This is a genomic window from Paenibacillus tuaregi, from assembly GCF_900086655.1.
GTDB lineage: Bacteria > Bacillota > Bacilli > Paenibacillales > Paenibacillaceae > Fontibacillus > Fontibacillus tuaregi.
Window position 1 is genome coordinate 2,945,086 of record NZ_LT575476.1, and the last position, 13,218, is coordinate 2,958,303.

14 protein-coding genes are annotated in these 13,218 nt (G+C 47.3%); 3 read left to right on the plus strand and 11 right to left on the minus strand.

The features are described 5' to 3' along the window. The first annotated feature begins 246 nt into the window (after window positions 1-246). Window positions 247-1,374, plus strand: a complete 1,128-nt coding sequence (locus BN6628_RS13390) for a CapA family protein (RefSeq protein WP_235847642.1) — start codon at window positions 247-249, stop codon at window positions 1,372-1,374. An 81-nt stretch (window positions 1,375-1,455) separates the two neighbouring features. Here the strand turns inward: BN6628_RS13390 and BN6628_RS13395 are convergent, their stop codons facing one another. Then, complete coding sequence (locus tag BN6628_RS13395; protein WP_068618187.1) at window positions 1,456-2,463, minus strand: LLM class flavin-dependent oxidoreductase; 1,008 nt, start codon at window positions 2,461-2,463, stop codon at window positions 1,456-1,458. A gap of 116 nt (window positions 2,464-2,579) precedes the next feature. Then, complete coding sequence (locus tag BN6628_RS13400) at window positions 2,580-2,858, minus strand: GNAT family N-acetyltransferase (protein WP_068618189.1); 279 nt, start codon at window positions 2,856-2,858, stop codon at window positions 2,580-2,582. A gap of 190 nt (window positions 2,859-3,048) precedes the next feature. On the opposite strand from BN6628_RS13400, the gene BN6628_RS13405 reads away from it, so the two are divergent. Further along, on the plus strand, window positions 3,049-3,255 hold the full coding sequence (locus tag BN6628_RS13405) for a hypothetical protein (RefSeq protein WP_068618190.1): 207 nt from the start codon (window positions 3,049-3,051) through the stop codon (window positions 3,253-3,255). 111 nt (window positions 3,256-3,366) lie between these two features. On the opposite strand, the gene BN6628_RS13410 is transcribed toward BN6628_RS13405, so the two are convergent. From BN6628_RS13410 to BN6628_RS13430, 5 genes are all read right to left on the minus strand, one after another. Continuing rightward, window positions 3,367-4,161 (minus strand): SDR family NAD(P)-dependent oxidoreductase, encoded by a 795-nt coding sequence (locus BN6628_RS13410; protein WP_068618193.1) that lies wholly within the window; start codon window positions 4,159-4,161, stop codon window positions 3,367-3,369. Between the two features lie 191 nt (window positions 4,162-4,352). Then, window positions 4,353-5,387, minus strand: coding sequence for an AraC family transcriptional regulator (locus BN6628_RS13415; RefSeq protein WP_068618195.1), 1,035 nt, complete (start codon window positions 5,385-5,387; stop codon window positions 4,353-4,355). A gap of 355 nt (window positions 5,388-5,742) precedes the next feature. Beyond that, on the minus strand, window positions 5,743-6,609 hold the full coding sequence (locus BN6628_RS13420; RefSeq protein WP_068618197.1) for a class I SAM-dependent methyltransferase: 867 nt from the start codon (window positions 6,607-6,609) through the stop codon (window positions 5,743-5,745). Between the two features lie 93 nt (window positions 6,610-6,702). Further along, window positions 6,703-7,620 carry an NAD(P)/FAD-dependent oxidoreductase gene (locus BN6628_RS13425; RefSeq protein ID WP_068622288.1) on the minus strand — a complete coding sequence of 306 codons (918 nt, stop codon included), beginning with the start codon at window positions 7,618-7,620 and terminating at the stop codon, window positions 6,703-6,705. A gap of 56 nt (window positions 7,621-7,676) precedes the next feature. Beyond that, complete coding sequence (locus tag BN6628_RS13430) at window positions 7,677-8,162, minus strand: RrF2 family transcriptional regulator (protein ID WP_068618199.1); 486 nt, start codon at window positions 8,160-8,162, stop codon at window positions 7,677-7,679. A gap of 166 nt (window positions 8,163-8,328) precedes the next feature. On the opposite strand from BN6628_RS13430, the gene BN6628_RS13435 reads away from it, so the two are divergent. After that, on the plus strand, window positions 8,329-9,003 hold the full coding sequence (locus BN6628_RS13435; RefSeq protein WP_068618200.1) for an SOS response-associated peptidase: 675 nt from the start codon (window positions 8,329-8,331) through the stop codon (window positions 9,001-9,003). Window positions 9,004-9,212: 209 nt separating this feature from the next. Here BN6628_RS13435 and BN6628_RS13440 read toward each other — a convergent pair whose 3' ends face one another. From BN6628_RS13440 to yedE, 4 genes are all read right to left on the minus strand, one after another. Beyond that, the gene (locus BN6628_RS13440) at window positions 9,213-10,637 is read right to left on the minus strand and encodes a flotillin family protein (protein ID WP_068618202.1); all 1,425 of its coding nucleotides are present in this window, start codon (window positions 10,635-10,637) and stop codon (window positions 9,213-9,215) included. 20 nt (window positions 10,638-10,657) lie between these two features. Further along, window positions 10,658-11,164, minus strand: a complete 507-nt coding sequence (locus tag BN6628_RS13445) for an NfeD family membrane protein (RefSeq protein WP_068618204.1) — start codon at window positions 11,162-11,164, stop codon at window positions 10,658-10,660. Window positions 11,165-11,602: 438 nt separating this feature from the next. Continuing rightward, window positions 11,603-11,830, minus strand: a complete 228-nt coding sequence (gene yedF, locus BN6628_RS13450; RefSeq protein WP_068618206.1) for a sulfurtransferase-like selenium metabolism protein YedF — start codon at window positions 11,828-11,830, stop codon at window positions 11,603-11,605. Then, window positions 11,820-12,974 (minus strand): selenium metabolism membrane protein YedE/FdhT, encoded by a 1,155-nt coding sequence (gene yedE / locus BN6628_RS13455; RefSeq protein ID WP_068622290.1) that lies wholly within the window; start codon window positions 12,972-12,974, stop codon window positions 11,820-11,822. The genes yedF and yedE overlap by 11 nt, the downstream gene beginning before the upstream one ends. Window positions 12,975-13,218: the final 244 nt, after the last annotated feature.

A 13,218-nucleotide genomic window follows, 5' to 3' on the forward strand; every position in this document is an offset into this window, starting at 1 on the left:
CATATCAATGTGATATCACTTTTATATCTCATTTATATCATGCCTTCCACATATTATCAATACGCAAATAAAAAACCTTTATATTTCCGGGCGGAATGTCTCTTTTCCCTGCTTCCATCATAATCTTTGGTATTGCCTCGAAATTACTTTAAGCAAGGGGGTGCCTGTCTGAAAATTAGATCCTCCTTCTATACAGCCGGACTGCTCCTACTGCTATGCTGCTTTATTGGAGGGACATCATCCGGTTTGGATTCAAACCAGCGCCAGAAGGAGCCCATAAGTCGATATCCTTCAAAAAGCGGAGTACCGCCTCCATTCCTTCCGGCTTCATTAATCAGCCCACTTCCCCTAAACAGCCAACCTGTAATTAGCCGGGTCACCCTCGCTGCGGTGGGAGATGTATTAATTCATAGTCCTGTCTACAAAGATGCTGTTACCTCAAAAGGGAAGTATAATTTCAACCCTATCTTCGATGAAGTAGCAGAGATGACACAGGAGCCGGATATTCTCGTAGCGAACCAGGAATCCATGATTGGCGGAACGGCAATCGGGCTTTCGAGTTATCCTTCCTTTAACAGTCCTCATGAGGTGGGTGATGCCCTGAAGGCAGCTGGTGTGGACCTTGTTACGCTTGCAAATAATCATACGCTCGACCGGGGAGAGAAAGCGGTTCGCAGCGCTTTGAACTATTGGGATAAATTGCAGATGCCTTATACCGGCGCATTCCGGTCTGAGGATGATGCAAGCACCGTTCGCACCTTAACGAGAAACAAAATTACATTTTCTTTCCTGGCGTACACTTACGGCACCAACGGCATTCCTGTCCCTAAGGGGAAGCCATACCTGGTCAACTTGATCGATTTGGGGAAGATTAAGAGCGACGTGGAAAAAGCAAAAAAGCTGTCGGACATCATTGTAGTCTCGATGCACTGGGGTACCGAGTATGAGCCTGTGCCTAATTCCGCTCAACGAAAGCTGGCTGAGCAATTATCTGATATGGGTGTCCGGATCATCATCGGCAGTCACCCGCATGTGCTTCAGCCGCCCGCCTGGGTGCAAGGGAAGAATGGGACCAAGACCTATGTCATGTATTCCCTCGGAAACTTTTTGTCCGCGCAGGAGAAGATTGACCGCTTAATCGGCGGAATAGGAGCAATCGAGGTGGTAAAGACCGTAATAGGCAGCAAGGTAGCGATCACGCTTAAGAATCCCTCATTCATACCGACATATAATTACTATAGCAATCACCGTAATTTCAAGATCATTCCCTTGAGCTCATCGAAATCCAGAGACAGATTCAAGAAGGCGCTTCAACCTTGGGAGAAAATCAAAAAACGTATGATTGCCTCAGTACCAGAGCTGACCTTCCGGTAAGAGGTTCAATTGCTTCAGGTCAGATTTTATTAACCTATATAAAACAAAGCCGCTCAATGATTTGAGCGGCTCTTTCCACTTTTATTTCATCCCGAATGCTTCCGCAATTAACCGGTAGGAACGTATTCTGGCTTCTTCATCATAAATCGGACTCGTGATCAGAATCTCTCCGGCACTGAAATCCTGGCTCATTTGAATCAGCTTGTCCTTGACCTGGTCCGGCGTTCCGATAATCCGCCGTTTGCGAATCTCCTGGATATGCATCAGATCCGCTTCCGTGTACGGGTAATTCTCTGCGGTCTTCACGGAAGGCAGATAAGGAACCTCCCGGCCTGTTCGGATTCCTAAGAATAACAAATCACTGCTGAATGCCAGCCGGTTCGCCTCCTCTTCGGTCTCCGCACAGATAGCCAAGGTGGCAATCATCGATCGCGGATGGTCTGGCAGCACTTCATTTGGCTCGAAGTGATCGTTATAATACCGCGTTGCCGCTTCTCCACCCGGCGTGCCGAAGAACTCTGCGAACGCATAGGACGTTCCGAGCATGGCAGCAAGTCTGGCGCTCTCCCCGCTTGACCCAAGCAGCCAAATCTCGGGAGCGGTCGGGATCACCGGAGAGGTCACCAGCTTCTCAAATTGGTGCCCGCTCGGCAGTGAACCGTGCAAATACCCGATGATATCCAGTACCTGCTGTGGGTATTTGTTTACATCCACGTATTTATCCTGCTGGAGCGCTCTTGTTGCGAGCGGCATCCCGCCGGGTGCACGGCCTAGGCCGAGATCGATCCGGCCAGGGTGAAGAGCCTCCAGCAGCCGGAAATTCTCGGCAACTTTATATGCACTGTAGTGGGGAAGCATAATTCCACCGGAACCTACACGAATTCGGGATGTCGCTGCTGCCAGATGAGCAATCAGAACCTCCGGGCTTGAGAAAGCCAGCGCTGGCATGGAATGATGCTCGGATACCCAGAACCGCGAATAGCCCAGCTCCTCTGTTGCCTGTGCGAGACGGGTGGACTGCTGTAATCCCTCTGTCGCCCCGTGACCTTCGGAAATATAGACCTGGTCAAGCACACCTAAAGTAATCATATCGAATCTTCCCCCGCTTCCATTGTTCAAAATGTAAAAAAAGCCCTTCCTCAAAAGGGCTTTGTATCAAGTCCAGAATCTAAATTATACCACTTCGGTTTATGATTTGAAATCTTCTACGTTTTCTGCCAGACGTCCTGATATTCCTTGTGCCGCCGGAATTGAGCATCGGCATAGGAACAAGCAGGAATAATTTTCTGATTACTCTCCCGGGCATACTCCACAACTCTTCGGATTAAATCTTCAGCGAGCTTCTGCCCCCGCATTTCTTCTGCAACATAAGTATGATCAATAACAATCGTATGGTCACCCGCAGCCTGAAAGGTAACCTCGGCGATCACGCTGCCGTTCTCTTTAATTACAAAGGCATTGCCCTCTTGAACCGTGTCTCTCATTTCGCATGGCTCCCCTCTGGATTATAATATCTCTTCTGTTATATACCCTTCTTCTTCCGCTTTCATACACAATAGGGCTTATCATAGGGTTCATCTTAATTTGAGTGCTGCCATGTTTAAATCCGATAGGAGCGGGTAAAGTTCATTACATACACAGGTCATTAGTCTTAACATAAAGGAGTGTCCAACCATGAACAAGAAACTGATGTTTGCTGCAGCAGCAGCTGGCGCCGCCTATTTGATGAGAAACCCGGAATCCAGGCAGAAGCTTATGAATCAGGTACAGAACTTTACCAAATCGGGCTCCGGCGGCCTAGGCAAATACCTGAATCAAATGGGAATTGGTAAGAACTCAAGTTCTTCCACGGCAGCCCAAACCCAAATTAGCCAAAAGTAAATCCGGCTTGTAAGCCATCTAAGTACCGCTCATAGTACAGGGACACCTTATCACTAAGGTGTCCCTGTACTTTTCAGGTTTGAAGTGCTTAATTCCTTTCGCAAAGGCATGTTAAAAAATAGTCGGAACCATTCCCCCATCCATGCGGATTGGTGAACCTTTAAATGCGGATGCATAAGGGCTGCATACAAACGCAGCAAGCCTGCCTATTTCAATAGGCTTGATAAATCGCTGGATCTCGGATTGAGGCAGGTTCGCAGCCATAAAGTCCTTCTCTTTTTGCAAAAAAGTCATATTCTCATCGGGATATACACTCTCAATAATTTGCTGTACATTTTCAGAAAGAGTTGGTCCCGGCATGATCGTATTTACAGTGACCTCGGTTCCCTTTGTTAATTTAGATAAGCTCTTTGATAAGGATAATAACGCTGATTTTGTCATGCAATACTGAGGCATTTGACCTGAAGGCATAATTGCTTCTTCACTCGCAATAAAGATAATCCGCCCATAATCCGAGTTCAACATTTTGGGCAAATAAAATTTACATAACCCGTTCGCAGCAAGAACATTCGTACGGAAGTAGGTCTCCCATACTTCATCGTTAACGTGCTCATAGTGCATGATTTCATAGATCCCCATATTGTTCACTAGAATATCAACATGAGGGAATTTCTCAAATAAAGCTTCTCTTTGCTCGATATTCACCAGATCGGCTGCGGCGTTTTGTGGAAAGGTATCTGGGAAGTCTGATTTGATTTCATTTACCGTTCGCTCTACGTCATCATAATTCCGTCCATTAATGAGTACATTCACGCCTTCTTTGGCGAGTTCAATGGCAATGGCCTTGCCTATACCTTTCGTCGATCCTGTAACTAAGGCTGTTTTATTGTTTAATCCCATATCCATCCTGCATGTCTCCTCTTCAAAGCTAAGTATGATCCTTGTTCTCCGGATAGAGATTATCGTAACTTGTCAGGATGATTCAGTAACTAGCCTACGACGTCAAAGTTCTTGTGAAACACGCCAATCGATATGGGGTACAACTTGCTAAGTATAAGGATCTGCAGAGGGTAAGGTTGAGATTTCGTGAATATCCTTCATCCCATCCGTGCTTCTGGCCTCGAGTTTGCGTCTAAATGTTCAGTACGCCAATTTGAAGGAGTCTCCCCTTCCCAGAGACGGAAAGCACGGTAGAAAGAGTTCTGGTCTTCATAGCCTACCAGGAAAGCCACCTCTTTAATATCAAGCTCAGGGTCTGCCAAGTACTCCAGTGCCTGCTCATGTCTAACTTGGGTTAACAGATGCTTGAAGCTCGTGTGCTCGTCAGTAAGCCGACGCTGCAAAGTTCGGCCGCTCATCCCGAGCTCCTTGGCGATAGCTTGAATGTCGGGCCGGCCGCCTGTAAGGCTGCGTTTCATAATCCACTTAACCATATCGGCAGTTGAGCGGCTGCGCTGCTGCTCATCAAGTGAATCGTCCAGAGCAGGAGTCAGAATCTTCAGCAACTCTTCATTGTACGAGACAAAGGGGAGGTCAAGATCACTTCGATTCAGCGTCAGACAGTTACATTGGGTACCCGTCTGGACACTGCAGCCAAAGTAAGCTTCAAGGGCCTGCACATCACCCATGGAACTTGAAAACTCGACTGACCGTGCCTTCAAAGGTTGGCCTGTGCCCCGTCGCCCCAGCTCTAATAGACACGCCAGCGTAATGCCAACCAGTATCTGGGGACCGGCCTGCTCGGACTGCACCCATGCAAGTTCGATTACACAGTCCTCGCCTCTCTCTGTAATTCGTAAGCTCTCGGGGGGACACATTTGCTTGTACCGGGCCATCCGGTTTAAGGCATCTCGGTAGTCCCGGGCGTGGTAAGTCGCTAAGATCGCCGGGGGGTATTGTGCTGATTCAAAAGCTTGTACAAGCCCGATAATTCCCTTGGCCGTGTCACCCATGAGATCGTTAAAAGCCTGCCAGATCGCGATATATTCGGCTGAGGTAACAACGGGTTCATTTATCACGGTGAACGAGAGGCCTGCTTTGCGAGCTACCTCGTGGGCTGTTAATCCTAATTGATGTAATCCTGCCCAAAATCCTGGCGGGATTTTAATACGGTCGGAGTCATGAGACTTCATGAGTAGGAGCCTCCTTAAGCTGTGTATTTATGTAACAATCTTTTTTATTCAAGAAATCTGGGAGCAACAACGACAACAACGACCATAAAGAACATTTCACATGACTGCATTACTTTTAGATCAATAGTTCAACTTATAAAAGGATTCGATTCTTATCTTGCTAAGTCTTTAGTATAGGACAACTATTATAGTACCTTCCCTCGATATGCGCTGTAACTAGAAGAAAATTACAATTGCATTCTGACTAAGGCGGCCATTCCGCTGATTTAGGCAAACCATGCTTATATGCAAAATATTGAATATGCAAAAGCCTCATCTTTTATAGGTAAGATGAGGCTTGTCGTAAAATCAATACTCAACGTTCTCTCGTGTACATTTGTTGATCCTGCAATCGAACCAGCACCTTGCCATAACGGCCACTCTGGTGAACGACTATTTTGCCTGAAGGATAGGTTTGATCCAGATAGTCTGCAACCAATTTCCGCATCCGCTCATCCGGAGCCTGTCTGTGAATACGAAGCCAGGTCATTACCTCCTCTAAAGCCGCTTCTCTTGACAACTCCGTCGTTTTCGTCTCCCTAGTTACAAGCGACTCATAGGAATAACCTTTGAGATACAGGAGATGAAGCAAATATCCCATTTCCGTATGTTTTACGCTAAAGGGCTTTCCGGTAACAAGCGGCCAGATTTCAGTCAATAGACTGATCTCTGTAGAACCTGCCGGCATGCTGATGTAACAATACTTCCTCGCACATGAAAGTATTTTTTCTACGCTCTCCCAATCATAAATGACCGGGCACATCGAGACAAAAACAAGATCAAAGGCCTGGCTCCAGCCTCTGGCATTAACATCAATATTCTCGAAGGGTTCGTGTACAATCTTCACCTTATCTTCGGCAAATGTTGCGATGTTATCCTTCAGTAATTCGACCAACAGGGGAGATGACTCCACGGCAGTAACACTGGCCCCCCGTTCCGCAAAGGGTACCGTGAATACTCCCGAGGCGGCGCCAATGTCCAACACAGAGGCGCTCTCGAATTGGACTCCTTGTCCTTCTATCCAGTTCACGATCCGTGTTGACCGTTTTCTCCCCTCCTCATTAAATGATTGCTCATTAAAAGATTTTGCCTTCTGATCAAAAGCTCTAGCCGGTTCGATCCCGGCCTTTCTCATATTGTTCACAAGGGTGTCGCCATGGTCTTTCCACGCTTTCTCCCACATGGCCTCATTAAAAAAGTCGTTGATAACTATCCCTCTCTTCCCGTTCTAATTTATTGTGACCGAAGTTCATGGGCAGCCTTCGCTAAGAAGGCTTCACCCGTTTCTCTTCCAGGCTTCCAAATTCAATTCATTGTTCATAGCCGCAGCGGTAAACGCCCCCATCGCGGCTGCAGCACTGGCCTGCTGCATTCGTGATGCCGCATCTCCTGCGCTATAGACACCTGGCACGCTTGTTTTCCCGAACTCATCTACCACAATGGTTCCTGCGTCCGTAATATCGCAGCCAATTTCCCGCGGCAAGTCCGAACCTGTAACCAGCTCCGGTTTAAAAAAGATCCCTCGGCATGAAATAGCTGTCCCGTCTTCAAGAACGACCTGCTGTACAATTCCGTCTACAGAGTCAATGGACCTTATCGGCAATTCGAAGATAGGTATCTGATGCCCCTTGATTTCCTCACGCTGAGCGTCCGTCAGCTCATCAGGGCCATTCGTGCAAACCGTTAATTGACTCGTCCATCCGGAGATCAATGGAGCAAAATGCATGAGATCGGCTCCCTTGTGAAGGATAACAAGCGGCTGATCTCTTAATTCCCAGCCATCGCAATAGGGGCATACATAGGCGCTTTTTCCATATACCTCAGCCAGGCCAGGGATACCCAGCGGTTGATCCTTCATTCCAATGGCAAACAACACCTTCTTGCTGGCAAAGGTGTTATCACCAGCGGTCATAACTTGAAAATCACCGTCCGTGCCCGTAATCGAAATGGCTGTATCGGCGGCAAAAGAAACCGAAGGATAGGCACTAATCTCTTCCTTCGCAATTCGCCGAAATTCACTTGGACTTACGCCATCACGGGTCAGAAACCCGTGAGTCTCGCGAGTCACAGCGTTCCTGGCACGGCTATCATCAATCACTACTACATGTTTCCTGGCCCGTCCCAGCATTAGAGCCGCATTTAGCCCAGCCGGTCCTCCACCAATAATCAGCACATCTAAAAGCTGGTTTTTCAACATTTTAGCTTCCTCCATAGATCTAAGATATCCATAATTGAACTGCAAGAAGTGTATCACTTCTTGTGTTCATGATGGCTGCATTGTTTTTTGTTAGCCGCCTCATTCAATACCGTCTGGATCGTATGTTCCCGCAAGTATTGGTGCAGATGCTGCTCCGCACCGAGCATTACCCTCTCTACCAGACATTCGCTTGGACGATCCTGTCCCGGCTGTAAAGCTCCTTCCTCAGCTAACAACTGATGCTGCTTCGAGCCCAAATTCGAGCATTCGAACAGCTGCTGTCTTCCTTCAATCACTTGAATAACATCAAGAAAAGTAATCTGTTCGGCTGGCCGTGCCAGCTCGTAACCCCCGTTGACCCCCGGAACAGCACGGACGATACCATCCTGTCTCAGCTTGGACATGATTTTGGATAAATAGCTCTCCGAAACGCCAAGTGTTCCTGCTAATTCCTTAATCCCGACATTGTTGCGGCTCTCCGAGAGGCCTAAGTGAATTAATGCGTGAAGGGCGTAATCTGTGCTTTTGGAGAACTGCATTCTACTCCCCCTTCAATATGTTATGTTTATTATGGACTTGTAGTATCCATGATATACAATCCGAATGCAAATTGCAATGACTTTCTCAAACAAATGTCTAAATCCGTTTATGAATAACTTTCCTACACTGGCAAACAATATGGAATAAAGGGAGGCTGAGAATTTTATGTGCAGACGCTTTTCTATGGCAGCCGAGCTGCCGGAGGTACAGGAGCATTTTCAAATCGAACGGGTGATGTACTATTACAAAAACCGCTACAACATTAGCCCTACCCAGCATATCCCTGTGGTGCTGCAGCAGAACGGGGAACGAATTCTGGATGAGTTCCGCTGGGGATTCATTCCTTATTGGGGTAAAGATGCGGTCAATGCGGATCTAAGGAATGTGCATCAGAATAAGACCTATCGGCGAATGGTAGAGAAGCAGCGGTGTGTAATCCCGTGCAATGGGTTGTACTATTGGAAGCAAGACGGCAAGAAGACCTATCCCGTGCGGGTAGTTATGAAAGACCGCAGCATGTTCGGTGTGGCCGGCTTATTCGAAATATGGCAGGATACCCGCGGGGAACCGCTTCGTACCTGCACCTTGGTTATGACAGAAGCGAATCCGCTGATCGACGAATTTGAGAGCAGGATGCCGGCGATTCTATCCCAGGAAGACATGGCCCTCTGGCTCGATGAGAGGACAAACGATCTGGAATTGCTAAATCCGATCCTGCGGCCCCACTCCGCGGAAGAAATGGATGCTTATGCGGTAACACCGCTGATTGACAACAGCAGACACGACACCTCAGAATGCATTGAAGAAATGGATCTTAAGCAGGCATGGGTCAAACGCTGATTCTAGCAGCCACTGACCTGCCGGGCCTTTCGAATCTTCTCATGAATCTCTGATGTGATTGTGCGCTTGGAATTTGTACAGGTCTGACCCAGCCAAAGCTTATCTCGCAATAGCTGGGTCTTTTTTGACACGGACTATACAAGTCCCTTACAAAAAAAGAAGCAGTTGCGGCTGCAAACTGCTCCTAAGAATTTAATTATAATGCCCCGTTAATAAGTGCTGGATTCAACGCCTTGAGCTACTACGGGTTCCTTTTCAATGGGAGAAGGTTCTTTAGGTGAAGAGATATTGCGGAGGATCTGGGTAATATCCGCTCCCGCTAACGCCTGCATGGTCTCCGGAAGTTTAGCCATGATGTCAGTTACGTAACCAGTGACCTTACTTGCCCCTCCACCTTCACCAGTGCCGGAATCAACAATAACAATTTTCTCTGTCTTACCGAGTGGTTCTGCAACAGCACGGGCAACGTCCGGTAATACAGCATATAACATTTCAAGCATAGCAGCTTCGCCATATTTCTTCATTGCCTCAGCCAGTGCTTCCTTGGCCTCGGCTTCAGCAAGGCCTTTGGCTTTAGCGACCTCAGCCTCGGCTAAACCTTCAATTTTAATAGCTTCTGCTTCGGCTGCAGCTTTTTGTTCAGTCTTAAACCGTTCGGCTTTGGCCCCTTGTTCCACTGCATAACGGTCAGCATCGGCTTGGTTCATTACCGTTGCTTCAAGCTCTTTCTTTCTCCGGTCAATCTCCCGGGTATCCAGTTCAATTTGTTTACCCTTCTCGATAAGCTTGATATTCATTTGTTCTTCTGTCACAGCTTGTAAGGACTTTGCCTCTTGCAGCTTATAAGCTATGTCAGCCTCGGCCTTTTTCAGGTCGGATTCTATTTTGAAGTCAGCCCTTCTAATCTCCATTTCCTTCTCAGCTTCGGCAATTTTAGTTGCCGCCTCGAACTCGGCAATTTTCCCTTCTTGAATCGCTTGGGACTTTTTGATTAACTCTTCACGCTGGTTTTCCGCTTTGGCAACTTCAGCGTCTTTCTTGACTCTTGCAATTTCTGCTTGACCCAGAGCATCCAAATAACCTTGACGATCCCGCACATCCCGAATCGTGAAGGATACGATTTGGAAACCCATTTTATTAAGGTCATCGGCTGCGATCTCCTGGACTTGTCTCGCAAATTCATCCCTATTTTTGTAAACGTCTTCAACAGACATCGTACCCAGTATGGCTCTTAGATGCCCTTCCAAGGTTTGTGTGCAAATGTTCTGAAGTTCGGTAGCCGGTTTGCCAAGAAACTGTTCAGCCGCCGTTGAAATCGATTCAATATCGCCCTTGATCTTGACTTGTGCTACGCCGTCCACGATTACTGGCACACCTTTTACGGTGTACACCTCAGGTGTTTTAATATCAAGTGTTTGCACCTGCAAAGATAAGAAATCCGCATTTTGAATGACTGGCCATACAAAAGAGCCCCCTGCCTTGACTATTTTTGGCCCTTCTCCCGTCATTGCCCCCGTAATAATCATAGCTTCATCCGCTTTAACAGTCCGATATCTTGTAGCAAACACAATCCCCAACAAAATTAATACAACCACAACACCAACAGGAACAAGAATTGTCCAATCCAAATTCATGCTTTACCCCCTATTATTGATTATAATTTTGCTACGAGAAACGTGCCTGCTGCTTCATCCAAAACAATCACCGTTTCTCCCTTGTAGATCATTTCGCCACTATTTGATCTTGCTGGTGCGCTAAGCCTTGTTCCACCTTGTTCATATACAATTTCACCCCTGGAATCCCCAGTGATTGGCGAAACGACTACAGCGCTTTTACCAATTAAGTCTTTAGCAGACCTAGCGGTCGATTTGTGAGCAGCTTGAAGAGGAACTACAATAAAGAAGAACATACAGGCCGAAACCACGATTGCGGCAAAAACAGATATTGCCGATATGAGGACTTGTGATAAGGACGTATTTATAATAAGAAAATAACCTAACCCGCCAAATACAGTAATAAATGCAGCAATCGTAGTTGGTGATAAATAAGGGAAATGCCCGCCACTAACGTCAACATGAAGATGGAAGATGTCACCTACAAATATAGATAACACAGCGAACACAAGTCCTATTAGAAACAAGACCAGGAATAAAGTTTCCAATAAATTCACCTCCTTCAAAGAGTGACTTGATGGATAACGATGTTCGTCTCTTTTAGAAATAAGGAGCAGTTGCGGCTGCAAACTGCTCCTTATATGTTAACGATGTAGACTAACCCGTTAAATAATTTCCTTATACTTGTAACGTATTATCGGGATAAATAGTTTTTTCCTTCTCTGATTAATACGCCTCCGCTTCTTCAAAGTTCCCATTAGTTGTAATTTGTTTTGTAACAAATTTCCTTAAGCGGCTATATATAACTTATTATACCTTAGCCACATTTGAGCCGGAAGTTATAAGCAAGAGCCATTTTCACTTTTCCTGAATTGTGTAAAATGGCCATTAATGCACGTAAACAAAAAAAGGCCGCCAGTTTGGCGGCTTCTTTAGATGACGATGCTGCTGTTCTCTAGATTGATTACCGGCAGGATTCTCAAAAATTACACCTGGATAAACAAGCTGAACTCCTGGCCGTTTTTGACAGGCTCCTGTGCCATTGTGTAGCCATGCTTCACGACTTCCTCTGGCACATTCCGGAAAGCGGACGGACAATCCGAGATGACTTGAAGGGTCTGCCCTTTCTTCATATCACGCAGTGTTTCAAGTGTATAGATAACAGGATAAGGACAAGACTCACCCCGGATATCCAATGTTAAATCAACGGACATGGGTTGTACCTCCTTTCTTGAATCCAACGCCGAAGCGGTAGTTCTTCTGCCAGTATGCAGCGATAGCGAATCCGGCTCCGAGTACAAGAAGCGTAACAATTAGCGCGGCCGCCGGGCCCATAACCTTAATCAGGTTGATAGGTGAGCCACTCTTCACCAGCAGGTTAAATACACCCAGATGATCCCAAGCGTAAGCCAAAGCAGTAGCTCCAATGATGTTACCGATAAACACAGGCAGGAAAGCCACCTGCCCTTCCATCAGCCGGTACATCATGCCGGTCTCACAACCGCCAGCCATAACGATACCAAGCCCGAACAGGATTCCACCGACAAGGGTGCTTGGGGCGGCAATTTTGGTAATCGGATCGAGGCCATATACAAGTATAATGACCAGTGTAGCAGCTGAACTGACCGCCATCCCGACCGCAATCGCTTTGGTCATCGTGGCCCGGCCGCTGATCCATAGATCGCGGAAAGCGGACGTGAAGCAGATCTGCCCCCGCTCGATCAGGATGCCGAACGCCGCTCCGAACAGGGCCGCTGTCCCGAGCATGGTGCGGCCATTCGCATAGAAGTATACGATGAGTCCGATGTAGGCAAGCCCCAGAACAGCCCCGATGATTGGCTGGCGGCTTTTACCCGATTTTACCTGCGGCACGGTGCCCCCTTTGGTCAAGACAGGCTTCCCCTTCCACCATCTTGCATTGACCAGCTTCGCACCCAGGAAAGTACCTGCAGCGGTAGCCACGATAAAGATCCAGGAATGAAGCGAGAACTGCGGCACGCCAGTAAAGAAAGCGGCCAGATTACAACCAAGAGCCAGACGAGCTCCGAAGCCAGCGATGATTCCGCCGGCAAATCCCTGGATATACCGCCGCTTCTGTCTCGGCATCCGGATCTTGAAATTGCTGCTAAGCAGAATCGTAACAAGAGCACCGATGAACATGCCCCACACGATCCAGCCGTCGGTCCGCGTCCAGGTCGTTCCGTTCATATGGACAAGGCCGAAATATGCCCAGTCCGATATATCCACTCCGAAGAACTCCAGGATATGGCCTCCCAGACGGGTAAATTCACCGGTTACGGCCCATACCGTATTGGTGATTCCGAAATAGACTGCGCTGAGAATACCCGCCAGGGCCATGACCAGATAAGGACTCCAATAGCTGCCAAACCATGCTGCATATAACTTTTTCACTTGCTCATTAACTCCCCATCCTCTAGAGTCACCCGACTCTATTCTATAATATAAATTCCACAAATTTCATTTTACTATAAAATCAAATCTGTGTTGATGAAATTTCGTATCGCGCCCTTTGAGTCGACTAGGGATTTGAACATCCCAGAAAGCTTAAGCTTCTTAACATCGTGTGATGCCACTCCAGCCA

What these genes read in the sequence shown, in the direction of transcription:
- BN6628_RS13405 (WP_068618190.1), top strand. Translation starts at nt 3,049, where the DNA reads ATGAACAAGAAACTGATGTTTGCTGCAGCAGCAGCTGGCGCCGCCTAT.
- BN6628_RS13420 (WP_068618197.1), bottom strand. Translation starts at nt 6,609, where the DNA reads ATGTGGGAGAAAGCGTGGAAAGACCATGGCGACACCCTTGTGAACAAT.
- yedE (WP_068622290.1), bottom strand. Translation starts at nt 12,974, where the DNA reads ATGGCCCTGGCGGGTATTCTCAGCGCAGTCTATTTCGGAATCACCAAT.
- yedF (WP_068618206.1), bottom strand. Translation starts at nt 11,830, where the DNA reads ATGTCCGTTGATTTAACATTGGATATCCGGGGTGAGTCTTGTCCTTAT.
- BN6628_RS13400 (WP_068618189.1), bottom strand. Translation starts at nt 2,858, where the DNA reads ATGAGAGACACGGTTCAAGAGGGCAATGCCTTTGTAATTAAAGAGAAC.
- BN6628_RS13430 (WP_068618199.1), bottom strand. Translation starts at nt 8,162, where the DNA reads ATGCAGTTCTCCAAAAGCACAGATTACGCCCTTCACGCATTAATTCAC.
- BN6628_RS13410 (WP_068618193.1), bottom strand. Translation starts at nt 4,161, where the DNA reads ATGGATATGGGATTAAACAATAAAACAGCCTTAGTTACAGGATCGACG.
- BN6628_RS13415 (WP_068618195.1), bottom strand. Translation starts at nt 5,387, where the DNA reads ATGAAGTCTCATGACTCCGACCGTATTAAAATCCCGCCAGGATTTTGG.
- BN6628_RS13440 (WP_068618202.1), bottom strand. Translation starts at nt 10,637, where the DNA reads ATGAATTTGGATTGGACAATTCTTGTTCCTGTTGGTGTTGTGGTTGTA.
- BN6628_RS13435 (WP_068618200.1), top strand. Translation starts at nt 8,329, where the DNA reads ATGTGCAGACGCTTTTCTATGGCAGCCGAGCTGCCGGAGGTACAGGAG.
- BN6628_RS13395 (WP_068618187.1), bottom strand. Translation starts at nt 2,463, where the DNA reads ATGATTACTTTAGGTGTGCTTGACCAGGTCTATATTTCCGAAGGTCAC.